Origin of the sequence: Ostreiculturibacter nitratireducens (assembly GCF_032670585.1) — a bacterium.
In the GTDB taxonomy this organism is placed as follows: domain Bacteria; phylum Pseudomonadota; class Alphaproteobacteria; order Rhodobacterales; family Rhodobacteraceae; genus Ostreiculturibacter; species Ostreiculturibacter nitratireducens.
This window is the reverse complement of sequence record NZ_JAVQHL010000004.1, coordinates 259,966-285,954: the sequence shown is the minus strand read 5'-3', so window position 1 is coordinate 285,954 and position 25,989 is coordinate 259,966. Positions and strand designations below refer to the sequence as shown.

23 protein-coding genes are annotated in these 25,989 nt (G+C 67.6%); 22 read left to right on the top strand and 1 reads right to left on the bottom strand.

Translation table 11 applies throughout. The features are described 5' to 3' along the window. Window positions 1-76: 76 nt before the first annotated feature. From ABCN56_RS18130 to ABCN56_RS18085, 10 genes are all read left to right on the top strand, one after another. A complete protein-coding gene (locus tag ABCN56_RS18130; RefSeq protein WP_343082243.1) occupies window positions 77-1,147 on the top strand; it encodes an Mrp/NBP35 family ATP-binding protein in 1,071 nt (356 codons plus the stop codon). 617 nt (window positions 1,148-1,764) lie between these two features. Continuing rightward, entirely contained in the window at window positions 1,765-2,268 is a 504-nt protein-coding gene (gene mraZ / locus ABCN56_RS18125; protein WP_425466121.1) for a division/cell wall cluster transcriptional repressor MraZ, read from the top strand. 3 nt (window positions 2,269-2,271) lie between these two features. Then, window positions 2,272-3,273 carry a 16S rRNA (cytosine(1402)-N(4))-methyltransferase RsmH gene (gene rsmH / locus ABCN56_RS18120; RefSeq protein WP_343082241.1) on the top strand — a complete coding sequence of 334 codons (1,002 nt, stop codon included), beginning with the start codon at window positions 2,272-2,274 and terminating at the stop codon, window positions 3,271-3,273. Window positions 3,274-3,277: 4 nt separating this feature from the next. Continuing rightward, window positions 3,278-3,622 carry a cell division protein FtsL gene (ftsL, locus tag ABCN56_RS18115; protein ID WP_343082240.1) on the top strand — a complete coding sequence of 115 codons (345 nt, stop codon included), beginning with the start codon at window positions 3,278-3,280 and terminating at the stop codon, window positions 3,620-3,622. Next, window positions 3,619-5,403: a peptidoglycan D,D-transpeptidase FtsI family protein gene (locus ABCN56_RS18110; protein ID WP_343082239.1), complete on the top strand. Its 1,785-nt coding sequence runs from the start codon at window positions 3,619-3,621 to the stop codon at window positions 5,401-5,403. Before ftsL ends, ABCN56_RS18110 begins: the two co-directional genes overlap by 4 nt. A gap of 43 nt (window positions 5,404-5,446) precedes the next feature. Continuing rightward, complete coding sequence (locus tag ABCN56_RS18105) at window positions 5,447-6,952, top strand: UDP-N-acetylmuramoyl-L-alanyl-D-glutamate--2,6-diaminopimelate ligase (protein WP_343082238.1); 1,506 nt, start codon at window positions 5,447-5,449, stop codon at window positions 6,950-6,952. Then, a complete protein-coding gene (locus ABCN56_RS18100; protein WP_343082237.1) occupies window positions 6,949-8,412 on the top strand; it encodes a UDP-N-acetylmuramoyl-tripeptide--D-alanyl-D-alanine ligase in 1,464 nt (487 codons plus the stop codon). The genes ABCN56_RS18105 and ABCN56_RS18100 overlap by 4 nt, the downstream gene beginning before the upstream one ends. Then, complete coding sequence (gene mraY, locus ABCN56_RS18095) at window positions 8,413-9,495, top strand: phospho-N-acetylmuramoyl-pentapeptide-transferase (RefSeq protein WP_343082236.1); 1,083 nt, start codon at window positions 8,413-8,415, stop codon at window positions 9,493-9,495. It begins immediately after the preceding gene. 60 nt (window positions 9,496-9,555) lie between these two features. Further along, entirely contained in the window at window positions 9,556-10,968 is a 1,413-nt protein-coding gene (murD, locus tag ABCN56_RS18090; RefSeq protein WP_343082235.1) for a UDP-N-acetylmuramoyl-L-alanine--D-glutamate ligase, read from the top strand. A 94-nt stretch (window positions 10,969-11,062) separates the two neighbouring features. Next, window positions 11,063-11,908 (top strand): DUF6544 family protein, encoded by an 846-nt coding sequence (locus ABCN56_RS18085; protein WP_343082234.1) that lies wholly within the window; start codon window positions 11,063-11,065, stop codon window positions 11,906-11,908. A 29-nt stretch (window positions 11,909-11,937) separates the two neighbouring features. Here the strand turns inward: ABCN56_RS18085 and ABCN56_RS18080 are convergent, their stop codons facing one another. Next, the gene (locus ABCN56_RS18080) at window positions 11,938-13,128 is read right to left on the bottom strand and encodes a serine hydrolase domain-containing protein (protein ID WP_343082233.1); all 1,191 of its coding nucleotides are present in this window, start codon (window positions 13,126-13,128) and stop codon (window positions 11,938-11,940) included. Between the two features lie 257 nt (window positions 13,129-13,385). Here ABCN56_RS18080 and ftsW point away from each other — a divergent pair, with 257 nt between their 5' ends. The 12 genes from ftsW to lpxC all read left to right on the top strand — a co-directional run bounded on the left by ftsW (window position 13,386) and on the right by lpxC (window position 25,902). Continuing rightward, window positions 13,386-14,552 carry a putative lipid II flippase FtsW gene (gene ftsW, locus ABCN56_RS18075; protein WP_343082232.1) on the top strand — a complete coding sequence of 389 codons (1,167 nt, stop codon included), beginning with the start codon at window positions 13,386-13,388 and terminating at the stop codon, window positions 14,550-14,552. Next, window positions 14,552-15,655 carry a UDP-N-acetylglucosamine--N-acetylmuramyl-(pentapeptide) pyrophosphoryl-undecaprenol N-acetylglucosamine transferase gene (locus tag ABCN56_RS18070; RefSeq protein ID WP_343082231.1) on the top strand — a complete coding sequence of 368 codons (1,104 nt, stop codon included), beginning with the start codon at window positions 14,552-14,554 and terminating at the stop codon, window positions 15,653-15,655. The genes ftsW and ABCN56_RS18070 overlap by 1 nt, the downstream gene beginning before the upstream one ends. After that, window positions 15,652-17,061, top strand: coding sequence for a UDP-N-acetylmuramate--L-alanine ligase (murC, locus tag ABCN56_RS18065; protein WP_343082230.1), 1,410 nt, complete (start codon window positions 15,652-15,654; stop codon window positions 17,059-17,061). The genes ABCN56_RS18070 and murC overlap by 4 nt, the downstream gene beginning before the upstream one ends. A 4-nt stretch (window positions 17,062-17,065) precedes the next feature. Continuing rightward, window positions 17,066-18,256 carry an APC family permease gene (locus ABCN56_RS18060; RefSeq protein ID WP_343082229.1) on the top strand — a complete coding sequence of 397 codons (1,191 nt, stop codon included), beginning with the start codon at window positions 17,066-17,068 and terminating at the stop codon, window positions 18,254-18,256. Continuing rightward, on the top strand, window positions 18,253-18,522 hold the full coding sequence (locus ABCN56_RS18055) for a DUF2484 family protein (protein ID WP_343082228.1): 270 nt from the start codon (window positions 18,253-18,255) through the stop codon (window positions 18,520-18,522). Before ABCN56_RS18060 ends, ABCN56_RS18055 begins: the two co-directional genes overlap by 4 nt. After that, window positions 18,519-18,788, top strand: a complete 270-nt coding sequence (locus ABCN56_RS18050) for a DUF2484 family protein (RefSeq protein ID WP_343082227.1) — start codon at window positions 18,519-18,521, stop codon at window positions 18,786-18,788. The genes ABCN56_RS18055 and ABCN56_RS18050 overlap by 4 nt, the downstream gene beginning before the upstream one ends. Continuing rightward, a complete protein-coding gene (gene murB / locus ABCN56_RS18045; RefSeq protein ID WP_343082226.1) occupies window positions 18,785-19,708 on the top strand; it encodes a UDP-N-acetylmuramate dehydrogenase in 924 nt (307 codons plus the stop codon). Before ABCN56_RS18050 ends, murB begins: the two co-directional genes overlap by 4 nt. A 72-nt stretch (window positions 19,709-19,780) precedes the next feature. Continuing rightward, window positions 19,781-20,671, top strand: a complete 891-nt coding sequence (locus tag ABCN56_RS18040; protein WP_425466120.1) for a D-alanine--D-alanine ligase — start codon at window positions 19,781-19,783, stop codon at window positions 20,669-20,671. Beyond that, on the top strand, window positions 20,659-21,627 hold the full coding sequence (locus tag ABCN56_RS18035; RefSeq protein ID WP_343082224.1) for a cell division protein FtsQ/DivIB: 969 nt from the start codon (window positions 20,659-20,661) through the stop codon (window positions 21,625-21,627). The genes ABCN56_RS18040 and ABCN56_RS18035 overlap by 13 nt, the downstream gene beginning before the upstream one ends. Further along, entirely contained in the window at window positions 21,624-22,955 is a 1,332-nt protein-coding gene (gene ftsA / locus ABCN56_RS18030) for a cell division protein FtsA (RefSeq protein ID WP_343082223.1), read from the top strand. The genes ABCN56_RS18035 and ftsA overlap by 4 nt, the downstream gene beginning before the upstream one ends. Before the next feature lie 194 nt (window positions 22,956-23,149). After that, window positions 23,150-24,742 (top strand): cell division protein FtsZ, encoded by a 1,593-nt coding sequence (gene ftsZ / locus ABCN56_RS18025; protein WP_343082222.1) that lies wholly within the window; start codon window positions 23,150-23,152, stop codon window positions 24,740-24,742. A gap of 239 nt (window positions 24,743-24,981) precedes the next feature. Then, window positions 24,982-25,902 carry a UDP-3-O-acyl-N-acetylglucosamine deacetylase gene (gene lpxC / locus ABCN56_RS18020; RefSeq protein WP_343082221.1) on the top strand — a complete coding sequence of 307 codons (921 nt, stop codon included), beginning with the start codon at window positions 24,982-24,984 and terminating at the stop codon, window positions 25,900-25,902. The last annotated feature ends 87 nt before the right edge of the window (window positions 25,903-25,989 follow it).

Sequence of the window (25,989 nt, the reverse complement as noted above, 5' to 3'; positions counted from 1 at the left end):
GGCAAGTTGGGTCCCGGCCCTTGTCCTTTGCTCCGAACCTGACGATCTTGCCGCGAAATCAGTCGGAGGTTGGATCATGTCGGTCACGAAGGACGAGGTCGTAGCGGCGCTGGAGCGGATTTCCCTGCCCGATGGCGGGAATCTGGTCTCACGCGACATGATCCGTGCCTTGGCCGTTGAATCGGACGCGGTCCGGTTCGTCATCGAGACGGCGACACCGGAAACCGCCCGCGGGATGGAACCGGTCCGCGCCGCAGCGGAGGCCGCCGTGCGGCGTCTGCCCGGCGTCACCAATGTCTCCGCCGTTCTGACCGCGCATGGTCCGGCGCAGAAGCCTCAGCCGCCGAACCTCAAGATCGGCGGCCACCCGACGCCGCAGGCGGGGCCGGAGAAGATCGCCGGGATCGACCGGATCATCGCCGTGGCCTCGGGCAAGGGTGGGGTCGGCAAATCGACGCTCGCCTCGAACCTTGCCGTGGCGCTGGCGCGGCAGGGGCGGCGGGTCGGTCTGCTTGATGCCGACATCTATGGCCCGTCCCAGCCGCGGATGATGGGTGTCTCGGAACGACCTGCCTCGCCGGACGGCAAGACCATCATTCCCCTGAAGGCTCATGGCGTCACCATGATGTCGCTCGGACTGCTTCTGAAGGAAGGCGAGGCCGTCATCTGGCGCGGGCCGATGCTCATGGGCGCGCTTCAGCAGCTTCTTACCCAGGTCGCCTGGGGTGACCTCGACGTTCTGATCGTGGACCTGCCGCCGGGCACGGGCGACGTACAGCTGACGCTCGGCCAGCGCGCGCATCTGACGGGTGCGATCGTGGTGTCCACGCCGCAGGACGTGGCGCTGATCGATGCGCGGCGCGCGATCGACATGTTCTCCAAGATGAAGACGCCGGTCCTCGGCCTCGTCGAAAACATGTCGTCCTATATCTGTCCGAACTGCAAGCACGAGGCGCATATCTTCGGTCACGGTGGCGTGCGCGCCGAGGCGGAGGCGCTCGGCGTGCCGTTCCTCGGGGAGATCCCGCTCGCGCTCGAAGTGCGCCAGGCGGGGGACTCGGGAACCCCCATCGCCGCGGGCGAGGGTCCGGTGGCCGAGGCATATGCGCGGCTTGCCGCGCGGCTTGTCGCAGGCGGCATGGCCTGACCCGCGGGCTGGCCACGGGAACTCACGGGAAAAACCCGGAATCTGGCGCAAGAAACGAATCACCTACGGGTGGATCGTCCGGATTCTGCCGTGAAATCTAGCCGTCTGGACATTGAAGGTGCCCGCTGAGGGCTCTGGTGCCGGATCAATTTGGGATTTCATGGGAAATTCCGTTTTCCATGGGAATATCTATATGTTGTGCCTTTAATCTCGCAGGGCTCAATGTTCTGAGACTGCAGCCGGAATCCGCGCTTCAATCTTTGATTTCCTTGATCTTCCTGCTTCAGGGGAATTGAGAATCGGCCAAGAAAACTGTTGCTTCCCATGAATTCCCATGTCATCCCTAAGTCACGGTAGGAAAACGGGCCGAAAGGACGGGGCGGCAAGACCCCAACAAGGCAAAAGCAGGTTTCATACAGGCACCCGCTTTCCACCGAAAACGAGAGATCCGGCGCGCGGGCGAGCAGACATCCCCCCAGGTGGCCCGCTGGACCGGACGAACCCAGAGATGGGACGAGGGCGGCGGATTGGGCAGTGGCAGCAGCCCGATCCGCCGTTGTCGTCTCAAGGGCCCGGTTTCCGGGCGGGAACGGGACAGGCGCAAGGAGTGCGGGCCTTTGGCACGCAGGTTCAGAGGGTCGGAGACGTTCAGGGTGGACGCCAAGGGCAGGGTATCCATCCCTGCCGCGTTTCGCCGTGTCATCGAAGCCTCGGACCCCGAATGGAAGGAAGGTCTCCGCCCCAACATCGTGATCGTCTACGGCGACGATCGTCAGGACTGGCTCGAAGTCTACACGATGAAGGCGATCGAGGAGATCGACGAACAGATCGAAGACATGCAGCGCGGCTCGCCCGAACGGCTCTGGCTCGAGGAACTCATGCACGGCCAGTCGATCGAGACGACGATCGACGATGACGGCCGGCTCGTCCTGCCGCAGAAGCTTCGCGAGAAGATCGGCCTCGAAGGCGAGGCCTTCTTCATCTCGGCCGGCGACTATTTCAAGATCTGGAAACCCGAGACATACGCAGAAACCGCCGGCAGCCGCGCGCGGAAGCTGGCCGAGGCTTATCCCGACGATTTCGACCCGAGAAGCCTCCTGCCGGCAAGGCCGAGGGGTTAGGCCATGGCCGCTGCCGCCGCCACGACCGACAGGCAAGACCCGCACATCCCCGTTCTGATCGGGCCGCTGATCGAGGCCGTGGCCCCGGTCGAAGGCGTGTGGCTGGACGGAACCTTCGGCGCGGGCGGCTACACGCGCGCGCTGCTTGAGGCGGGCGCGGAGAGGGTCATCGGCGTGGACCGCGATCCGTCCGTTTTCCGCATGGCCCAGTCCTGGGCCGGCGACTTCGGCGACCGGCTGCGGCTGGTCGAGGGCACGTTCTCCGAAATGGACGAACTGGCGGGCGAGCCGCTCGACGGCGTGGTGCTGGACCTCGGCGTGTCCTCCATGCAGCTCGACCAGGCCGAGCGGGGCTTTTCTTTCCAGAAGGAAGGGCCCCTCGACATGCGGATGGGCGACACCGGGCCCACCGCTGCGGACATCGTCAACTCCGCGTCGGAGGCGGACCTGGCCGACATTCTCTTTCACTATGGCGAGGAGCGCGCCGCCCGCCGCATCGCCCGCGCGATCGTGGCCGGACGGCAGACCGAACCCTTTGCCACCACCCGGCAACTCGCCGCCGTGGTCGAACGCTGCCTGCCGCGCCCGAAGCCGGGGCAGAGCCACCCCGCGACCCGCAGCTTCCAGGCGATCCGCATTGCCGTGAACGACGAATTCGGACAGCTGGCCGAGGGGCTCCAGGCCGCCGAGCGCGCGCTGAAGCCCGGCGGGCACCTTGCTGTCGTCACCTTCCATTCACTGGAGGACCGCATCGTGAAGCGGTTCTTCCAGCTTCGGTCCGGCGCCGAGGGGCAAGGCAGCCGCCATGCCCCCGCGCGCGCTCAGGCCGAACCCGCCTTCACCCTGAAAACCCGCCGCGCCATCGGCCCGGACGAGGAGGAAGTTGCCCGCAATCCCCGCGCGCGTTCCGCGAAGCTTCGCGTTGGCGTGCGCACCTCCGCGCCCCCCGAGCCCGTTTCGCGCGCCGCGATGGGGCTTCCGAAGCCCGCCCTGACAGGAGGTTGAGACGATGCGTTCGCTGTTGTTCGTGCTGACCGCCCTTTCCGTCATGGGGCTCGCCGTCTGGGCCTATCGCGAGAACTACCGCACCCAGGCCGCCCTGTCCGAGGTCGAGGACCTGCAACGGGAAATCGCGGGACTACGCGATTCCCTCGGTGTTCTCCGGGCCGAATGGGCCTATCTGAACCGGCCCGAGCGACTTCGCGAACTCGCCGCGATCAACTATGACCGCCTCGGGCTGATGCCGCTGATGCCGGAGCAGTTCGGCTCGGTCTCGGCCGTGGCCTACCCCATGCCGGACCTTCCGCCGATCACCGATCCCGTCGAGACCATCGCCGAGGAGACGCGCCCATGATCCGCACCCCGCTGCGCCCGCTCGCCCGGATCCTTCGGGCCCGAGAGAAGGGCGAGAACCCCGACGCGATCGAACGCGAAAACCGCCGCCTGCGGCACGAACTGATGCGCGACAAGATGCGGGTGCGCGCCGAGGGGCGGCTCCTGATCCTGGGTGTATTCTTCTTCGCGGCTTTCGCCGTGGTGGGTGGCAGGATGGGCATGCTATCGGCCGCGGAGCCGGTGGAGCCCCGCGCCGCCGTGACCGGCGCCTCGATCATCGCGCAGCGCGCAGACATCGTGGACCGCGAGGGCAGGGTGCTGGCCACCAACCTGGCCACACATTCCCTCTATGCGCAGCCGCAGATGATGGTCGATCCCGAGAGGGTGGCGAAGGAACTGGCCGCGATCTTCCCGGATCTCGACGAAGCCGATCTGGTCGAGGAGTTCACCGGGAAGCGCAAGTTCCTGTGGATAAAGAAGAAACTCTCGCCCGAGCAGATGCAGGCCGTGCATGACATCGGCGATCCGGGGCTCCTGTTCGGCCCGCGCGAGATGCGGCTCTATCCGAACGGCAAGCTTGCCGCGCATGTCCTTGGCGGCGCGAGCTTCGGCCGCGAAGGCGTGCGCTCGGCCGAGGTAATCGGCGTCGCGGGCGTCGAGAAGACATTCGACGCCTGGCTTCGCGATCCCGCGAACGGCGGTCACCCGCTTCAGCTTTCGCTCGACCTGTCGGTGCAGGCCGCGGTCGAGGAAGTCCTCTATGGCGGCATGAAGCTCATGGATGCGAAGGGCGCGGCGGCTGTCCTGATGGACGTGAGGACCGGCGAGGTGATCGCGATGGTCTCGCTGCCGGATTTCGACCCGAACACCCGTCCGGCCCCTCCGGCGAAGGGGCTGGCCAGCGAAAGCCCGCTGTTCAACCGGGCGGTTCAGGGCGTCTATGAACTCGGGTCCACCTTCAAGATCTTCGCGATCGCCCAGGCGCTGGAACTCGACCTCGTGCAGCCTGCGTCGATGGTCGACACGCAGGGACCCCTGCGCTGGGGCCGGTTCCGTATCAGCGATTTCCACAACTACGGCCCGCGCCTCTCCGTCACCGACGTGATCGTGAAGTCGTCGAACATCGGCACCGCGCGCATCGCGACCGAGATCGGCCCGGAAAGGCAGCAGACCTTCCTGAAGTCCCTCGGCTTCTTCGAGCCGACGTCCATCGAACTGGTCGAGGCGCCGACGGGCAAGCCGCTCCTGCCGCCGAAATGGAGCGACATCTCCACCATGACGATCTCCTACGGTCACGGCCTTTCGGCCAGCCCGCTCCATCTGGCGACGGCCTACGCGACGATCGCCAATGGCGGGGTCAAGGTGTCGCCGACGATCCTGAAGCGGGACACCGCCGCGACCGGACTGCGCGTGCTTTCGGGCGATACGGCGGCCGAGGTCCTTTCGATGCTGCGCGCGGTCGTGACGCGGGGCACGGCGAGCTTCGGGGACGTCTCAGGCTATGCGGTCGCGGGCAAGACGGGCACGGCGGACAAGCCCAAGCCGACCGGCGGGGGCTACTATGACGACAAGGTGATCGCGACCTTCGCCAGCGTCTTTCCAGCGCATGATCCAGCATATGTTCTCGTCGTAACCCTTGACGAACCAGTGGAAACATCGGGGACGGAGCCTCGCCGGACAGCGGGCTGGACCGCGGTCCCGGTCGCGGCGGAGATCATCCGCCGGGCGGCTCCGCTTCTGGGGCTCCGGCCGGTGGTTGAACCCGAGCAGGAGATTGGAGTAACACTCGTCCGCAACTAAGGGGCGCAACGGGTGGCCGCACAAGCGGCGGAGGGCACGAGATATGGGCAGCGTCGCCAACGAGGACGGGGCGGCAGCGGTCAAGTCGCTGGCGGATCTCGGCCTGACTGCCCTTCAGGGGCGCGAGGCGCGCGTCACCGGGCTTTCCGTGGACAGCCGCCAGGTCAAACCGGGCCATCTTTTCGCGGCCCTGCCGGGCACCAAGGTGCACGGGGCGGAGTTCATCCAGTATGCGCTGCGCATGGGGGCTGGCGCCATCCTGACCGACCGGACCGGAGCGGACATTGCACGGGCCGAACTTGCCGGATCGAACGCCGCCCTGGTCATTGCCGAGGACCCGCGCCAGGCGCTTTCCTTTGCGGCGGCTCTCTGGTTCGAGGCGCAGCCCGAGACGATGGTCGCGGTCACCGGCACCAACGGCAAGACTTCGGTCGCGACGTTCACGCGCCAGATCTGGACCCATCTGGGGCTTCTCGCCGCCAATATCGGCACCACGGGCGTCGAGGGCGCCTTCACCGCGCCTTCCGGGCATACGACGCCGGAACCCATCACGCTTCATCGGCTTCTCGCGCGGATGGCGGCGGCCGGGGTGACGCACGCGGCGATGGAAGCCTCCTCTCACGGGCTCGCGCAACGCAGGCTCGACGGCGTGCGGCTTGCGGCGGCGGCGTTCACGAACTTCACGCAGGACCATCTCGATTACCACGCGAGCTTCGACGAATATTTCGATGCGAAGGCGGGGCTCTTTGCCCGCGTCCTTCCCGAAGACGGCGTGGCGGTGATCAACCTCGATGATCCGCGCGGAGCGGACATGGCCGGGATCGCCCGCGCCCGCGGACAGCGGATCATCGGCGTCGGGCAGACGGACGCGGCCGACCTGCGCATCCTTGGCCAGCGTTTCGATGCGACCGGGCAGGATCTGCGCTTTTCCTGGCAGGGTGCGCCGCACCTCGTGCGGCTGAACCTCATCGGCGGTTTCCAGGCCGCCAACGTGCTTGCCGCGGCGGGGCTCGCGATCGCTGGCGGCGAAGAGCCAGAGGCGGTTTTCGCCACGCTGCCGCAGCTTGCGACGGTGCGGGGGCGGATGCAGCTTGCTGCCACGCGCGACAATGGCGCGGCGGTGTTCGTGGACTACGCCCATACGCCCGACGCGGTCGCCACAGCCCTTCAGGCGCTGCGCCCGCACGTCCTTGGCCGGATCGTCGTCGTTCTCGGCGCGGGCGGCGACCGTGACCGGGGCAAGCGTCCGCTGATGGGCCGTGCTGCGGCGGAACATGCCGACGTCGTCTTCGTGACCGACGACAACCCGAGAAGCGAGGACCCCGCCGCGATCCGCGCCGAAATCCTCGCGGCCTGCCCGGAGGCGACCGAAGTGGGCGACCGGGCCGAGGCGATCCTTCGTGGCGTCGATGCGCTGGGGCCGGGGGACGCGCTGCTGATCGCCGGCAAGGGACACGAGACAGGCCAGACCATCGGCACCGATGTCTATCCATTCGACGATGCCGAACAGGCGAGCGTCGCCGTGGCCGCGCTGGAGGGCCGGATATGAGCGTTCTGTGGACTTCGGCGGAGGCCGTCGCGGCGACCGGAGGGCGCGCGACGCGGGATTTCGCCGTGACGGGCGTGTCGATCGACAGCCGCGCGCTGGCGGCCGGCGACCTGTTCGTGGCGCTGAAGGACGCCCGGGACGGGCACGATTTCGTGGCCGACGCGCTCAGGAAAGGCGCCGCGGCGGCACTGGTGTCGCGCATGCCTGAGGGCTGCACCGAGGATGATCCGCTCCTGATCGTGCCGGACGTCCTGAAGGGGCTAGAGAACTTGGGCCGCGCCGGACGGGCGCGGGCAAGGGCGCGCGTCGTGGGTGTCACGGGTTCGGTCGGGAAGACCTCGACCAAGGAGATGCTGCGGGCGGTCCTTTCGGCTCAGGGTTCGGTCCATGCCGCCGAGGCAAGCTTCAACAACCATTGGGGCGTGCCGCTGACCCTCGCCCGGTTGCCGCGCGACGCCGATTTTGCCGTGATCGAGATCGGCATGAACCATCCGGGTGAGATCGCGCCGCTTGCGCGGCAGGCGCGCCCGCACGTGGCGTTGATCACCACGGTCGCGCCGGCGCATCTGGAGGCCTTCGACAGCCTGGAGGCGATCGCGCGTGAAAAGGCCGCGATCTTCGAGGGACTGGAACCCGGCGGCATCGCTGTCTACCCGGCCGACCTTGGCGTGAGTCCGATCCTCGCCGAGGCTGCGGCGCGCCATGCGGGACGGGTGCTGACATTCGGCGGGACAGGGGCGGCCGATGCGGATTACCGCCTGAGCGATGTGCAGCTTTCGCGCGATACGACTGTCGTGCGAGCGGTCCGCCGCGAGAATGGCGGCCAGCCGATCCTGTTCAAGGTTCGTACCGCAGGGCGGCATTTCGCCATGAATGCGCTTGGCGTGATCGCCGTTGCGGAGGCGCTCGGGGCCGATCCCGTCGTCGCCGCCTGCGACCTCGGAGAATGGGTCCCGCCCGCCGGCCGCGGCGCGCGGGAGAGGATCGTGCTCGACGTCGTGGAGGATCACCTCGCGATCGAGTTGATAGACGATGCCTATAATGCAAACCCCGCCTCGATGGCCGCCGCGCTCGATGTCCTCGGCGCTGCCGAGACGCAGGACGGCGTGGGCCGCGTCCGCGAGGGCCGCCGGATCGCAGTTCTGGGTGACATGCTGGAACTCGGCCCGGACGAGGCGACCCTGCACGCGGCGATCGCGGCGCATCCGATGATGTCGCGTATCCATACGGTGCACTGCGTCGGCCCGAGGATGCGCGCGCTCTGGGAGGCGCTGCCGCAGTCCCGTCGCGGCGAATGGCATGAAACCGCGACGGCCCTGGCCGAACGGGCGCATCACATCGCCGACGCGGGCGATGTTGTGCTGGTCAAGGGATCGAAGGGATCGAAAGTCAGCCTCGTCGTTGACGCGATCCGCAAACTGGGGCAGGTGGGCGCCGGTGAAATGCGCGGGGTGGAGTGAATGCTCTATTGGCTGAAGAACCTGTCGGATGGCGGGGGTTTCTTCAACCTCTTCCAGTACGTGACGTTCCGTGCGGGCGGGGCGTTCTTCACTGCGCTCATCGTCGGCCTTTTCTTCGGGCCGCCGCTCATCAACCTTCTGAGGCGCAAGCAGGGCAAGGGCCAGCCGATCCGCGATGACGGGCCGCAGGGCCATTTCGCGAAGGCCGGCACGCCGACGATGGGTGGGCTCCTGATCCTGTCCTCGCTGCTCGTCAGTACGCTTCTCTGGGCGCAGCTGACGAACGCCTATGTCTGGATCGTTCTGGGCGTGACCTGCGGGTTCGGGCTCATCGGCTTCGCCGACGACTACGCGAAGGTCACGAAGCAGTCGACGAAGGGCGTCTCTTCGCGCGTCCGGTTCCTCGTCGGACTGGCACTGGCCGCCGTCGCGGCGGCGATCGCGGCCTGGGTGCACCCGGACGAGTTGACGAACCAGCTGGCGCTTCCGTTCTTCAAGGACGTGCTCATCAACCTGAGCCTCTTCTTCGTGCCTTTCTCGATGATCGTGATCGTAGGCGCGGCGAACGCGGTCAACCTGACCGACGGGCTCGACGGGCTTGCCATCATGCCGGTGATGATCGCGGCTGGGGCGCTGGGGATCATCGCCTATTTCGTCGGCAACTCGGTCTTCGCCAACTACCTCGATGTCCACTACGTGCCGGGCACGAGCGAACTTTTGATCTTCGCCGCGGCGCTCATCGGCGGCGGGCTCGGGTTCCTGTGGTACAACGCGCCGCCTGCGGCGGTGTTCATGGGGGATACTGGCTCCCTCGCGCTTGGCGGCGCGCTTGGCGCCATCGCGGTGGTGACGAAGCACGAGATCGTTCTGGCGATCGTTGGCGGGCTGTTCGTGGTCGAGGCGCTTTCGGTGATCATCCAGGTGGCCTATTTCAAGCGCACTGGGCGGCGGGTCTTCCTGATGGCGCCGATCCACCACCACTTCGAGAAGAAGGGTTGGGCCGAGCCGCAGATCGTGATCCGGTTCTGGATTATCTCGCTGATCCTCGCGCTCATCGGGCTCGCGACGCTCAAGGTGCGGTGAGGGCCGGGGGGTGGTCAGCCCCGCCGACGTTTTTGAAACTGGTGCAGCCGGGGGCGGGAAATGATTCCGGTCAGGGGATACGAGGGGCAGAGGGTCGCGGTGCTGGGCTTGGGCCGTTCCGGCCTCGCCACGGCCCGGGCGCTCGCCGGTGGCGGCGCCGAGGCGCTTCTGTGGGACGACAGCCCCGAGGCGCGGGCCAATGCCGAGGCGCAGGGCTTCGCCTGCCATGATCTCACGCGGAACGGGGCGTGGGAGGGGGTCGCGGCGCTGATCGTCTCGCCGGGCATCCCGCATCTCTACCCGAAGCCCAACCCGGTCATCGCCGCCGCCGTCGCGGCCGGAGTTCCGGTGGACAACGACATTGGCCTGTTCTTCCGGTCTTTCGCCACCCGGGACTGGGACTCGTTCGACCAGGTTCCGCGCGTCGTCGCGGTCACGGGATCGAACGGCAAATCGACGACGACGGCGCTGATCCATCATATCCTCAAGGTCGCGGGGCGGCCGACACAGATGGCCGGGAACATCGGCCGCGGCGTTCTGGACATCGATCCCGCGCATGACGGCGAGGTGGTCGTCATCGAGTTGTCGAGCTATCAGACCGAACTCGCCCGCGCGCTGACCCCCGACATCGCCGTCTTCACCAACCTCTCGCCCGATCACCTCGACCGGCACGGCGGGCTTGGCGGCTACTTCGCTGCCAAGCGCCGGCTCTTCGCCGAGGGCGGGCCGGACCGGGCGGTCATCGGCGTCGATGAATTCGAGGGCGCATTCCTCGCCAATCAACTCTCGCAGGGGCCGGGGGATGACCGGGTGATCCGGATTTCCTCCAGCCACAAGCTCGGGGATTACGGCTGGTCGGTCTTCGCGCGGAAGGGGTTCCTCGCGGAATGGCGGAAGGGGCGGCAGGTCGCCTCGATCGACCTGCGCGAGGTGAAGGGTCTGCCCGGAGAGCACAACCATCAGAACGCCTGCGCGGCCTATGCGGCGGTGCGGGCGCTGGGCGTCGCGCCGAAGCTGATCGAGGGGGCATTCCATTCCTTCGAGGGCCTGCCGCATCGATCGCAGACGGTGGGCGAGAGGGACGGCGTCCGTTTCGTGAACGACTCGAAGGCAACCAACGTGGACAGCGCGGCGAAGGCATTGCAGGCGTTCAAGCGGATCCGCTGGATCGCGGGCGGGCTCGGCAAGGAAGGCGGCATCGCTGGCCTGCAGCCCCATCTCGGCTCCGTGGTGAAGGCCTACCTGATCGGCCACTCGGCGCGGGACTTCGCGCTGGAACTCGGCGGAACGCCACACGAGATCTGCGAGACGATGGAACGCGCCGTCGCGCGCGCGGCCGAAGAGGCGGAGCCGGGGGAGGTTGTGCTTCTGGCGCCTGCGGCGGCCTCCTTCGACCAGTACGCGAATTTCGAGAAACGGGGCGAGGATTTCGCCGCCCGAGTCCGGGCGCTCATTGGCGGCGAGGATGGCTGAGGGCGGTTCCGCACGGCACCCGGATTTGACCTTGAGCAAGGCGCGTCGCCCGCGCCGCCGTTAGATCTGCCGCATGGCAATCATGCAGGGCAACATGAGAACCGTATTCGTCCTTTTGGGCATATTCGCCCTCGCACTCCTCGCGGGCCTCGCGTTCTGGCGCCAGCTTGATCACCGCGCTGACCGCGCCGAGATGGCGCGGCTCATCTCTCTCCAGCCGCCGCAGCCACCGCTTTTCGATGCCGGGATGGTGCGCGACCTTCCGGAGCCCGCAAAGCGCTTCTTCCTTTACGCGATCGAGCCCGGCACGCCGCTCCGCACGGTGGCGGAGATCGAGATGGAGGGGCGGTTCGGGATGGGGACCAAGGCCGATCCCGGCTACATGGACATGACCGCCCGCCAGGTGCTGGCGGCGCCCTGGGGTTTCGTCTGGGCGATGGAGACGAAGGGCGGGCCGATGCCGCTCGGCGGCTCCGACTCCGGCAAGTGGACGCGGTTCTGGCTGGCCGGCCTCGTTCCCGTCGCGCGGATCGGCGGCACTGCGGACCACCGGAGCTCGGCCTTCGGCCGCTATGTCGCCGAGGCCGTGTTCTGGACGCCGGCTGCGGTCCTGCCCGGCCCGGGCGTGCGCTGGGAACCGCTCGGCCCCGACAGCGCCCGCGTCACGGTGGAACACGACGGGCTCCGGCAGGCGGTCGACGTGACGGTCGACACGGATGGAAAACCCACGCAGGTCGCGTTCCAGCGGTGGAGCAACGCCAACCCGGAAAAGGCTTACCGCCTGCAGCCCTTTGGCGGCCAGCTGTCGAATTTCCAGTCCTTCGGCGGCTTCCGCCTTCCCACGCATGTCGAGGCCGGAAACATGTGGGGAACCGACGAATACTTCCCCTTCTTCGTCGTCGACGTGACGGGGGTCCGCTTTCCCGAGCCGGCTGACTAGGTAACAGAGGCGGCAGGGCGCGGCCGCGCTCAGCCGGTGACCGAAGCTATCGCCGCGCGGAGGGCGACATCGCGCGGATCGGCGGTGATCCCGGTGCCCATGCGGTTGGTGACATAGCCATAGCCCAGCCCGGTCGCGGCGTCCGCGTATCCCATGGAACCGCCCGCGCCGGGGGCGCCGAAGGCTCCTTCGTGGCCGAAGTCGAAGCCGGGCATGGGTTTCATGAAGCCCAGCGAATAGTGCGCCTCGTCGCGCATCACTTCGTCGAACGCTCCGCGTGACGGCGGTTCAGCGGGCGCTTCGAGCGCCGCGAGGGTTTCGGGCCTGAGGCCGAGTTCCTTGCCGCCGGTGGCGAAGACGCCGTAGGCGCGCGCGATGGCACGCGCGGTGCCGACGCCGCCGCCAGAGGGCACCTCGAGTTCGCGGGCGTAGATGCGGCTTTCGTCCAGCGGCACGACCGTGCCCGGGTTCGACATGAAGGCGCGGGCGAAGGCGGAGCCGGGGGTGAGGGCCTTCACAAGCGTCGGAAGAGGCAGCCCGAGAAGCGAGCGGACGATCCCCGGCATCCTGAGCCGGGCGAGGCGCGCGTCGGGAATGTCTTCCGGCAAACGGATGTAGAACTCCAGCCCCAGGGGATCGGCGATTTCCTCCTGGAAGAACCGCCCGAGGCTGCGGTGCCCGGGGTCGATGCGGCGAAGAAGCTCGCCTTCGTAGAAGCCGAGCGTGATCGCGTGGTAGGCGTTGCGCGTGCCCGGCTCCCACTCCGGCCGCTCCTCCGCCATGATCGCGGCGAGGCGGTCGAGGTCGGCGATCTCCTCCCGTCCGACCTTGCCCGCGAAGGCATGAAGCCCCGCCTGGTGCGAGAGGAGTTGCCGGACGGTCACGGCCTCCTTGCCATTCCGGGCGAATTCCGGCCAGTAATCCGCCACCCGCGCCTCGTAATCGAGCCAGCCCCGCGAATGGGCCAGCGCGATCGTCATCGCCGCCAGGCCCTTCGTCGCGGAGAAGACGAGGACCATGGTGTCCTTCTCCCAGGGTGCGCCCGTCTCGGCGTCGCGGATGCCGCCCCAAAGGTCCACGACGCAGTCGCCGTGCCGGTAGACGCAGACGGCTCCCCCAAGCTCGCCGCGGCGTGCGAAGTTATCTTCGAAAGCCAGGCGGACGGGTTCGAATTCGGGGCTCACCTGGCCCTGGATTTCGAAGCGTGCGGGGCCGGCCATGGGATGCGTCCTTTCACCGGGTTGCGTGAAGTTGCATAGCACGGCGGCACCCTTCCGGCCATTTCGTCACTGCCCGGCGTGGGCCTGGGTCGCCGTGATCTGGTCGGCACCGATCCGCCGTCTGGGGCGAATCCAAGCGATATCCGTCCTTTGCGGGGGAATTGGCGGCACCAGCCCCTAGCGCGACAGGGGATTTGGGGTTACAGTTCTGACCAGACCCGGGAAACGGGCGGTGCGAGGCAGTAAGGCGGTATCCCATGACTGAGATGGTCTATGGCACCATGCCCATGCGGGCTGGCGAGCCGGTTCTTCCACGGTGGTGGCGGACAATCGACAAGCTTACGATGTCCTGCCTGCTTGGGCTGTTCGGTATCGGTCTTCTCCTTGGGCTCGCGGCTTCGCCGCCGCTGGCGGAAAAGAACGGGCTCGATCCCTTCTATTACGTGGAACGGCAGGTGTTCTTCGGCCTAGTCGCGCTCGTCGCGATGTTCGTGACCTCCATGATGTCGCCCGGCCTGGTACGGCGCCTCGGGGTCATGGGCTTTGCCGTCTCTTTCGTCGCGGTCGTCTTCCTGCCGTTCTTCGGCACGGATTTCGGCAAGGGCGCGGTGCGCTGGTATTCGCTGGGCTTCGGATCGGTCCAGCCGTCGGAGTTCCTCAAGCCGGGTTTCGTCGTGCTCGCGGCGTGGTTCATGGCGGCGAGCCAGGAAATCGGCGGGCCGCCCGGCAAGCTCTATTCCTTCGTCGTCGCGCTGATCGTCGCGCTCATGCTGGCGCTTCAGCCGGACTTCGGGCAGGCGGCGCTGGTCCTGTTTTCCTGGGGCGTGATCTATTTCGTCGCGGGTGCGCCCTTCCTTCTGCTGACTGTCATCGCTGCGCTCGTGGTGGCCGGCGGCGTTGTCGCCTATGAGAATTCCGAGCATTTCGCGCGCCGGATCGACGGGTTCCTGTCGCCGGAGATCGACCCGCGCACCCAGATCGGCTACGCCACGAACGCGATCCAGGAAGGCGGCTTCTTCGGGGTCGGCGTGGGCGAGGGGCAGGTCAAGTGGTCCCTGCCGGACGCGCATACCGACTTCATCATCGCCGTGGCGGCGGAGGAATACGGGCTCGTCCTGGTCCTCATCATCATCGCGCTCTACGCGACGATCGTCGTCCGTTCGCTCTATCGGCTGATGCGGGAACGCGATCCGTTCATCCGGCTTGCCGGCGCTGGGCTCGCCTGCTCCTTCGGCGTGCAGGCCATGATCAACATGGGCGTCGCCGTGCGGCTTCTGCCTGCTAAGGGAATGACGCTGCCCTTCGTCAGCTACGGCGGCTCGTCGGTGATCGCGAGCGGGCTCGCGGTCGGGATGCTGCTCGCCTTCACGCGGACGCGGCCTCAGGGCCAGATCGGCGACATCCTTCTCAAGCGGGGCCGGTGATGGCCAGGCAACGGCTTCTCCTGATCGCCGCCGGAGGCACCGGGGGGCACATGTTCCCTGCGCAGGCCCTAGCCGAGGCGATGGTGCGGCGGGGCTGGCGCGTGAAGCTTTCCACCGACGCGCGCGGCGCGCGGTATTCCGGTGCGTTCCCTCATGTCGTGAAGGTGGAGAAGGTGGCATCCGCGACCCTCGCGCGGGGCGGGCCGCTGGCGAAGCTCCTCGCGCCGTTCCGGATCGCGGGCGGCGTCCTCGCCGCGATCCTCGGGATGTTGAAGGACAAGCCCGCCGTCGTCGTGGGCTTCGGAGGCTATCCGACGATCCCCGCCCTTTCGGCGGCCTACGTCTTGCGCGTGCCGCGCGCCATCCACGAGCAGAACGGCGTCATGGGGCGGGTCAACCGGGTCTTCGCGCGCCGCGTGGGAGCCTTCGCCTGCGGCACCTGGCCCACCGACCTGCCCGAGGGCGTGGAAGGGCGGCACACCGGCAACCCCGTCCGCGGAGCGGTGCTCGAGCGGGCGGCCGCGCCCTACATCCCGCCGGGCGACTACCCGATGAGCATCGTTGTGATCGGCGGCAGCCAGGGTGCCCGGATCCTGTCCGACGTCGTGCCGGGCGCCGTGGCCGCCTTGCCCGAAGGCCTGCGGACACGCATGCGCATCGCGCACCAGGCGCGGGAAGAGGACATCGAGCGGGTCGTCGCCGCCTACGCGGCGGCGGGCGTTCCGGCAGAAGTGAAGAGCTTCTTCACCGACGTGCCCCGGCGGTTTTCCGAGGCGCAGCTCGTCATCGCGCGGGCGGGCGCGTCGACGATCGCGGACCTGACGGTGATCGGGCGCCCCGCGATCCTCATTCCCTACGCGGCCGCGGCCGGCGACCACCAGACGGCGAACGCCCGCGCGCTGGTCGAGGCGGGGGCGGCGATCCTCATGTCCGAGAGCGAGGCGCGCCCCGCCGCGCTGGCCACCCAGATCGCGACGGTCCTTGAAAACCCGGGCGCGGCCGCGCATATGGCTGCCTCCGCCCTTGCCTATGGCATACCGGACGCGACGGAGAAGCTCGTGGCACTGGTCGAGGGCCTGGCCAAACCGAAAGAGACGACATGAACGCGGCGACGAAACTTCCCGGCGAACTCGGACCCATCCACTTCGTGGGCATCGGCGGCATCGGCATGTCCGGGATCGCCGAGGTGCTGATCACGCTCGGCTATCGCGTGCAGGGTTCGGACGCGAAGGCGTCGAAGATCACCGATCGGCTGGAAAAGCTCGGCGCGGCCTTTTTCGAGGGCCAGCGGGCCGAGAATATCGGCGACGCGGCGGTCGTGGTCATTTCCTCGGCCATCAAGAAGGGCAACCCGGAACTGGAGGAAGCGCGGCGCCGCAAGCTGCCGGTGGTTCGCCGGGCCGAGATGCTGGCCGAACTCATGCGCCTGAAGTCGAACATCGCGGTCGCCGGGACGCATGGCAAGACGACGACGACGACGATGGTCGCGACGCTTCTCGACAAGGGCGGGTTCGATCCCACGGTCATCAACGGCGGCATCATCCATGCCTACGGCTCGAACGCGCGGGCGGGCGCAGGCGAGTGGATGGTCGTCGAAGCGGACGAGTCCGACGGCTCCTTCAACCGCCTTCCGGCGACGATCGCGATCGTCACGAATATCGACCCCGAGCACATGGAGCACTGGGGTTCGTTCGAAGCGCTTCGTAAGGGCTTCTTCGACTTCGTTTCGAACATCCCCTTCTACGGTCTCGCCGTCTGCTGCACCGACCATGCGGAAGTTCAGGCGCTCGTGGGCAGGGTGACGGACCGGCGGATCGTCACCTTCGGCTTCAATGCGCAGGCCGACGTCAGGGCGGTGAACCTGAGCTATGAAAACGGCACCGCGCATTTCGACGTGGCGCTTCAGGGCGAAGGCGAGGACGCGGTGATCGAAGGCTGCACCCTGCCGATGCCCGGCGACCACAACGTTTCGAACGCGCTCGCCGCGGTGGCGGTCGCGCGGCATCTGGGAATGAAGAAGGACGAGATCCGCGAGGCGCTGGCGAACTTCGGCGGCGTGAACCGCCGCTTCACCAAGGTTGGCGAAGTGCTGGGCGGCGTGACCATCATCGACGATTACGGCCACCACCCGGTCGAGATCGCAGCAGTCCTGAAAGCGGCGCGGCAGGCGACGAAGGGCCGGGTCATCGCGGTGCACCAGCCGCACCGCTACACGCGCCTGTCGAGCCTCTTCGACGATTTCTGCACCTGCTTCAACGAGGCGGACGTGGTCGGCATCGCCGAGGTCTATGCCGCGGGAGAGGACCCAATTCCGGGTGCGACGCGCGACGACCTCGTCGCCGGGCTCATCGCGCATGGTCACCGCCACGCCCGTGCCATCCTGAGCGAAGAGGACCTCGCTAGGCTCGTGCGCGAACAGGCGCGTCCGGGCGACATGGTCGTCTGTCTTGGCGCCGGCACGATTTCGGCCTGGGCGAACGCGCTGCCAGACCGGCTCGCGAAGGGCTAGGGGCGTGGTTGCCGAGGGTCTCAGACAACGGCTGGGCCTGGGGCTTCTGACTGCTTATGGCGTGGGGATCATGGTCGGGGCGGGGATTTACGTCCTCGTCGGCGTGGTCGCCGGCCAGGCGGGCGTGTGGGCTGCCGTTTCGTTCCTTCTGGCCGCCATCGTCGTGGTTCCGACGGCGCTGACATTTTCCGAACTCTCGTCGCGAATCCCCGAGGCGGCGGGAGATTCCTCCTATGTCGAGATCGGGCTCAACCAGCACTGGCTCGCGATCTTCGTCGGATGGGTCAACATCGCCGCGGGCACGGTCGCGGCGGCGGCAGTGCTCAGGGGCGGGGTCGGCTACCTGATCTCCGTCGTCCCGATGCCCTTCGTCTGGGCGGTGATCGGGCTGGGCGCGGCGCTGACGCTGATCGCGATCGCGGGCGTCCTGGAAAGCCTCGCCTTCGCGGCGGCGCTGACCGTGGTCGAGGTCTGCGGGCTTCTCGTCGTCAGCTGGGCCGGCTTCACCGCCGAGCCGGTGACGGAATGGCTCGCCCCGCCGGCGCCTGAATGGAACGGCATCATCGCCGCCACGATCTTCGCGATCTTCGCCTTCATCGGCTTCGACGACATCGTGAACATGGCGGAGGAGGCCAGGCGCCCGATGCGCGACATGCCGCGGGCGATCCTGCTGTCCCTGGCGATCACCGCGCTTCTCTACGCGCTCGTGTCTCTCGCCGCCGTCCGCGCCGTGCCGCGCGACGTGCTGGCAGTGAGCGAGCGCCCGCTCGCCCTCGTCTGGGAGATGGCGACGGGGCGGAGCGCGGCCTTCCTGTCGCTTGTCGCCGTCGCGGCGGCGCTGAACGGGGTGCTCGCGCAGATCGTCATGGCATCGCGCGTCCTTTATGGGTTGGGCAAGCGGTCGCCGGGCTACGCGGTGTTCCGGAAGACCCATGCGGAGTTCGGTACGCCGGTCTTCGGAACGATCGTCATTGGCGTGGCGCTGACGGCCGCCGCCTTGACCCTTCCTGTCGCCGTGCTTGCGGAGTTCACGTCCCAGGCGCTGCTGGTGGTCTTCGCCATCGTCAATCTGGCGCTGATCGGGTTGAAGCGGAAAGCGCCCGCGGGGCATTTCTCGGTTCCGGTCCTCGTGCCCTGGGCGGGGCTCATCGCCTCGCTCGCAGCGCTCGGAGCATCTTTGGGAGGATGGAGATGAACGCATCACTTGTGGCCTCCTGCCTCTGGGTGCTCGCGGCGACGATCACCGCGCTTCTGCCCATGCGCCTGCAGTATCCGCCTGGGCTTATGCTCCTGATCCTGGCTCCCGTGCTGATCGTCTGGCTCGGGCTGGACTATGGGGTATGGATCGCGCTACTGGCCTTTGTCGGTTTTCTTTCCATGTTCCGTAACCCGTTGACCTATCTGGGGCGGAAGGCTTTGGGCCTGCCCGTCCGCCGCCCGGGGGAGGGGCGCACGGAATGACTCTTTCGCTCGCCTTCGCCGCGCTATGGGCCATCGCTGCGAACATCATCGCGATGTTGCCCTCGCGGGACCATCACTGGCGCGCGGCCTATGTGCTGATCGCGGTCGGGGTGCCCATCGTCGGCTGGGTGACCTACGAGAACGGACCCGCCGTCGGCCTCCTGGTCCTCGCCGCGGGCATGTCGATGCTGCGCTGGCCGGTCGTGTATCTCGGCCGCTGGGCCGCCCGGACCGTGCGGCGTGAGCCCCGGGAGAGCCGGGAATGAAGTTGCCCGAGGTTCGCGGAACGCTGACGGCCGACAGGCCGCTGGCGGATCTTACATGGCTCAGGGTCGGGGGGCCGGCGGACTGGCTGTTCCAGCCGGTAGATACCGAGGACCTCTCGCAGTTCCTTGCCGCGCTCGATCCCGCCGTGCCCGTCTTCCCCATGGGGGTCGGTTCCAACCTGATCGTTCGCGATGGCGGCATCCGCGCGGTCGTGATCCGGCTGGGTCGCGGGTTCAACGCGATCACCGTGGAGGGGAACCGCGTGACTGCCGGCGCCGCAGCACTCGACGCGCATGTGGCGCGGCGCGCGGCCGAGGCGGGCGTGGACCTGACGTTCCTCCGGACCATTCCGGGCGCGATCGGCGGTGCGGTTCGGATGAATGCCGGCTGCTACGGCACCTATGTCGCCGATCACTTCGTCTCCGCCAAGGCGGTGGCGCGGGACGGCCGCGTCGTGACGCTGACCGCCGAGGACCTGAATTTCCGCTACCGGCAGACGGACGTTCCCGATGGTATGGTGATCATCGAGGCGACATTCGAGGGCGAGCGCGGCGACCCGGCGGCGCTTGAAGCCAGGATGGCCGAGCAACTCGCTCGGCGTGACGCCTCGCAGCCCACGAAGGAGCGGTCGGCCGGCTCCACCTTCCGCAATCCGGCGGGCTTCTCCTCGACGGGTCGGGAGGACGACACGCACGAACTCAAGGCCTGGAAGCTCATCGACGACGCGGGAATGCGGGGCGCCAGGCTTGGCGGCGCGCAGATGTCTGAAAAGCATTCGAATTTTCTCATCAACGCGGGCGGCGCCACGGCCGCCGATCTCGAAGGGCTTGGCGAGGAAGTTCGAAAAAGGGTTTTGCAGAACTCGGGAATATCGTTAGAGTGGGAAATCATGCGCGTCGGCGAACCGGCGGCAGATTAGATAACAAATAGAAGGGCCTAAAGGCCCTGTGAGGCGAACGTGGCGGGTGTGTCGAGCAGGACAGCCCCCAAGGTGGCGGTACTGATGGGCGGACTCTCGGCCGAGCGGGAGGTGTCGCTCGTCTCGGGGCGCGAGTGCGCCCGGGCCCTGCGGGAGGCGGGTTTCGAGGTGGTCGAGGTCGATGCGGGCCGCGACCTGTCGGCACGTCTTACCGAAATTTCCCCCGATGTCTGTTTCAACGCGCTCCACGGTCGCTGGGGTGAGGATGGCTGCGTCCAGGGAATGCTGGAGTGGCTTGGCATCCCCTACACCCATTCGGGCGTTCTGGCCTCCGCGATGGCAATGGACAAGACGCGGTCGAAGGACGCCTACCGGACAGCCGGGTTGCCGGTGGTGGAAAGCCGTCTTGCCAGCAAGGCCGAGGTGATGGCGCAGCACGTGCTGCCGCCGCCCTATGTCGTGAAGCCCAACAACGAGGGGTCCTCCGTCGGGGTCTACATCGTCGGCGAAGGGGCGAACACGCCGCCGAAACTGTCGGCCGAGATGCCGGAGATCGTGATGGTCGAAACCTACGCGCCGGGGCGGGAACTGACCGTCAGCGTGATGGGCGACCGCGCGCTCTGCGTCACCGAGATCATCACCGAAGGTTGGTACGACTACGCTGCAAAATACATGCCCGGGGGATCGCGCCACGTTCTGCCGGCGGAGATCCCGGAAGAGATCGCAGAAGCCTGCCTCGATTACGCGCGGCGCGCGCACGAGGTTCTGGGCTGCCGGGGCCTCAGCCGCACCGATTTCCGCTGGGACGAGGCGCGCGGGCTGGCGGGGCTCGTCCTTCTGGAGACGAACACGCAGCCGGGAATGACGCCGACCTCGCTCTCGCCCGAACAGGCGGCGCATGTGGGTATTTCGTTCCCCGAGCTCTGCCGCTGGATCGTGGAGGATGCGTCATGCAACCGCTGATCGCCGAGCGCCGTTATCCGCCATCCGCCCCCGAGCCCCGCGAGAAGCGGGCGCCGGTCTTCCCGCGCCGGGTGCGGCCTCAGAAACACGACGCCGACGGGCCGCGTGACCCCGCGCCGAGCCGCATCGCCTACCGCATGCAGCGGCTGTGGCTCACGCCCGTTTTCCGGACGGCGCTGCGCGTGGGCCTGCCGGCGTTCGTCGTGACGCTTTCCGTCGGAATCTGGTTCTCGGACGAGGTCCGCAGGGACGCCTTCGTCGACCGCTTCGCCGAGATGAAGCGGGAAGTGCAGGAGCGCCCGGAGTTCATGGTGACCATGATGGCGGTCGATGGCGCGGCGCCGGAGGTCGCGGAGGCGATCCGCGCGATGATGCCGGTGAACCTGCCGGTCTCCTCCTTTGATCTCGACCTCGAGGCTCTCCGCCAGGTGGTGAGCGACATCGATGCCGTCGCCCGGGCCCAGGTCCGCGTTCGGCCGGGCGGAATCCTGCAGGTGGACGTGACCGAGCGGGTGCCCGCCGCGATCTGGCGCACGCAGGGGCGGCTCGACCTCGTCGACGGAACGGGACACCGGGTCGCGACGCTTCTGGACCGCGAGGCGCGCGCCGACCTGCCGCTCCTGGCGGGTGCGGGCGCCGACAAGGCCGTACCCGAGGCGCTCGCGCTGCTCGCCGCCGCGAAGCCGGTGATCGGTCGAGTGCGGGGGCTCGTCCGCGTCGGCGAACGGCGCTGGGACCTGGTGCTGAACCGCGACCAGCGCATCCTCCTGCCCGAGGAGGGCGCTGTGCGTGCCCTCGAACGGGTGATCGCTCTGGATCAGGCCGAGGAGATGCTCGCGCGCGACATCACCGTCGTCGACATGCGCAATGAACATCGCCCGACGATCCGCCTTGCGGAGGGCGCACTCAAAGGAAACGAACAGGGCGGCAACGAGACCGAGGTGGCAGCGGAATGAAGGATCTCTACCAGTCCCAGCGCGCTATGCGCGCGATGCGCAAGGCCGCAATGCAGCGCGGCGTGATCGCGATCCTGGACGTTGGATCGTCGAAGATCGCCTGTCTGATCCTGCGCTTCGACGGGCCGGAACAATTCCGCGAGGATGGGCTGGGCTCGATGGCCGGGCAGTCCTCTTTCCGCGTGATTGGCGCGGCGACGACCCGTTCGCGCGGCGTCCGCTTCGGCGAGATCGACGCGATGGGCGAGACGGAGCGCGCGATCCGCACCGCCGTGCAGGCGGCACAGAAGATGGCCAACGTGCGCGTGGACCACGTCATCGCCTGTTTCGCCGGCGCTCGGCCCAGAAGCTACGGCCTTGCCGGAGAGATCGAGCTCAGCGAGGCGCCGGTCAGTGAACAGGACGTGGCCCGCGTGCTTGCGGCCTGCGACGTCCCGGACTTTGGCGAGGGGCGGGAGGTGCTGCACGCGCAGCCCGTGAACTTCGCTCTGGATCACCGGTCCGGCCTTGGCGATCCGCGAGGCCAGATCGGCAACCGGCTGGCGGTGGACATGCACCTCCTGACGGTCGAGGAAGCCGCGATCCGCAATCTCATCTACTGCATCAAGCGCTGCGACCTCGAACTCGCGGGCGTCGCCTCGTCGGCCTACGCGGCCGGTATCGCGAGCCTTGTCGAGGACGAGCAGGAACTCGGCTCGGCCTGCATCGATCTCGGCGGCGGGTCCACCGGCATCTCGATCTTCATGAAGAAGCACATGATCTACGCCGACGCCGTGCGGATGGGCGGGGACCATGTCACCTCGGACATCTCGAAGGGCCTGCAGGTCCCGATGGCGACGGCGGAACGCATCAAGACACTGAACGGCGGCGTGCAGGCCACGGGGATGGACGACCGCGAGATGATCGAGATCGGCGCGGACTGCGGCGACTGGGAAAAGGACCGGCGCAAGGTAAGCCGGACAGAGCTCATCGGCATCATGCGCCCGAGGGTCGAGGAGATCCTCGAAGAGGCGCGGGCGCGGCTCGAGGCGGCCGGCTTCGAGAGCCTGCCGGGCCAGCAGATCGTGCTGACGGGCGGGGCCAGCCAGATCCCCGGTCTCGACGGGCTCGCGAGCCGGATCATGGGGCAGCAGGTGCGGCTCGGCCGGCCGCTTCGCGTGCAGGGGCTGCCGCAGGCTGCGACGGGCCCGGCCTTCGCCGCCGCCGTGGGCCTGTGCCTCTTCGCCGCGCATCCGCAGGATGAGTGGTGGGATTTCGAGATTCCGGCCGAGAGATACCCGGCCCGGTCGCTGAGAAGAGCGGTCAAATGGTTCAGGGACAACTGGTAACCGCAGCATGTTGCGAAATCGGCGAAATCACGCTGAAGGCCGACAAAATTGCCCCAGATTTTGTGGGTTCCGGGTGTTTTTTTCGTGACCTCGCAGGGCGGAATCAGTAAGTTTCACGGAACGGGGTCGGAAATGAGTGGCGCTCCGGTACGGCGTGCGCAGCAGGCGGAACATATAAACAGGCGGACATAGTAATGACTTTGAACCTGATGATGAGCGACCGGGAAGAACTCAAGCCGCGGATCACCGTTTTCGGCGTCGGCGGCGCAGGCGGCAACGCCGTCAACAACATGATCGACAAGAACCTCGAGGGCGTCGAATTCGTCGTCGCCAACACCGACGCCCAGGCCCTTCAGCAGAGCAAGGCGAACTCCCGCATCCAGATGGGCGTGAAGGTCACCGAAGGTCTTGGCGCCGGCGCCCGTCCGACGGTCGGCGCGGCGGCCGCGGAGGAGACGATCGAAGAGATCGTCGACCATCTCGCGGGCGCGCACATGTGCTTCATCACGGCCGGCATGGGGGGCGGCACCGGCACCGGCGCGGCGCCGATCATCGCTCAGGCCGCACGCGAGCTTGGCGTCCTCACGGTCGGCGTCGTCACGAAGCCGTTCCAGTTCGAGGGCGGCAAGCGGATGCGACAGGCCGACATGGGGATCGAGGCGCTCCAGAAGGTCGTCGACACGCTGATCGTCATTCCGAACCAGAACCTCTTTCGCCTCGCGAACGAGAAGACGACCTTCACCGAAGCCTTCGCGATGGCCGACGACGTGCTCTACCAGGGCGTAAAGGGCGTGACGGACCTCATGGTGCGTCCGGGTCTCATCAACCTCGACTTCGCCGACGTCCGCTCGGTGATGGACGAGATGGGCAAGGCCATGATGGGCACGGGCGAAGCCTCTGGCGAGGATCGCGCGATCCAGGCGGCGGAGAAGGCGATCGCCAACCCGCTTCTGGACGAGATCAGCCTGCGCGGCGCCAAGGGCGTTCTCATCAACATCACTGGCGGTTACGACCTGACGCTGTTTGAACTCGACGAGGCCGCGAACCGTATCCGCGAGGAAGTGGACCCGGACGCCAACATCATCGTCGGCTCGACGCTGGACGAGGCGATGGAGGGCCTGATGCGGGTTTCGGTCGTCGCGACCGGGATCGACGCGTCCGAGATCGTCGCGGAAGCGCCGGTCGCGCGCCGCCGCATGGCCGATCCGCTCCCGGCGGCTGCGCCGGCTGCGGCCGCGCCTGCCGCTCCGGTCGCGCCCCCCGCCGCTCCGGCGCCCGCCGCCGAGAGGCTCCGGGAAGAGGAGCCTTCCCTGTTCGAAGGCTTCGAACCGGCCCAGGCTCTTGCCGAGGCGGCCGCCGAGGCCGAGGACGAGGGCGAGGTTCCCGCGCCCGCGTACCGGCCGGAACCCGCTGCCCGCGAAATGCATGTCGAGGAAGACGCGGCTGGCTTCGTGGCGCCCCGCCCGCGTGCGCCCGGAACGCCTTCGCCCGAGGCGCTGGCGCGCCTTCAGGCGGCGATCAACAAGACCCCGAACGCGCAGCGCGCTGCCCCGGCGGCACAGCAGGCTCCGGCCCGTCCGGCTCCGGCGCCAGAGAAGCCGCGTTTCGGCATCAACTCGCTCATCAACCGGATGACCGGCCATGGCTCGGACGATGGCCGCCACGAACGGCTTCAGCCGCTGCGTCAGCAGCCGCGCGTGACCTCGGCCTACGACGACGAGCCGGAGCAGGATCCGGAACAGGAACGGATCGAGATCCCGGCCTTCCTGCGCCGTCAGGCCAACTGAACAAGACCGTTGATCGGTCACAACTTGATCCGAGGGGGCGGTTCCGGCCGCCCCCTTTTCTTATTGAAATCAATGGTTTCCCATGAAGGTTCGGCGTTTCGGCAGATTGCCGCCGGCCTTGGAGGGCAATGTTTCATATGGTTACAAAGAGTGAGTTGAGCTTTTCCCGGGCGCTGGTTAACCCCTGTGCTGCCGGAGCCGGGGCCCAACCAGGCCCGGAGCCTAGTTGAGGTGGCAGCTTGCAGACGACGATCAGAAATAGCGTGACGTTCACGGGCGTGGGCCTGCATTCGGGCGAGCGCGCGCGGATGACGATCAGCCCTGCCTCTGCGAACTACGGCATCTGGTTCCGCCGGACGGATATCGACCGCGGCGATTCGATGGTGCCTGCGCGCTGGGACGCGGTGTCGGACTCGCGCCTCTGCACGCTGGTTTCCAATGGCCCGGATGCAAGCGTCTCGACGATCGAGCATGTGATGGCCGCGCTTGCCGGCTGCGGGATTCACAATGCTCTCGTGGAAATCGATGGACCCGAAGTTCCGATCCTCGACGGATCCTCCGCCCCCTTCGTGGCCGGCATTCTCGCCAAGGGCCTGCGGGAACTCGACGCGCCGGTGCGCGCGTTCCGGATTCTCGAAACGGTCGAAGTCAGCGAGGGCGAGGCGGTGGCGCGACTCGAGCCCTCGGACATCTTCGAGATCGATTTCCGCATCGAATTCACCGACGCCGCGATCGGACGGCAGGAAAAGCGCCTGGTGATGGCAAACGGCACCTTCGTCCACGAACTGGCCGACAGCCGGACCTTCTGCCGCCAGGCGGACGTCGCCGCGATGCGCGCCAACGGGCTCGCGCTTGGCGGAACCTACGACAACGCGGTGGTCGTGGAGGGCGACAAGGTGCTTTCGCCTTCGGGCCTGCGCCATGCCGACGAGGCGGTGCGCCACAAGATGCTCGACGCGCTGGGTGACCTTGCGCTGGCGGGCCTGCCGATCCTTGGCCGCTACACCGGGATCCGCGCGGGCCACGCGCTGACGAACAAGCTTCTGCGCGCTCTTTTCGCCCGGCCTTCCGCCTACGAGATCGTCGAATGCGGCGAGGCAATGCGCGACAGGTTGCCGGGGGCGGGCCTTGGCCGCACGGGCATGGCCGCCGTCGCCTGACCGCACCGACAAGCGAAAGCCGTTTTGCGCAGCCGATTTTTCTGTGCTACGAAACCTCTGAACGGGGCCGGGAGCAATGCGCGCCCT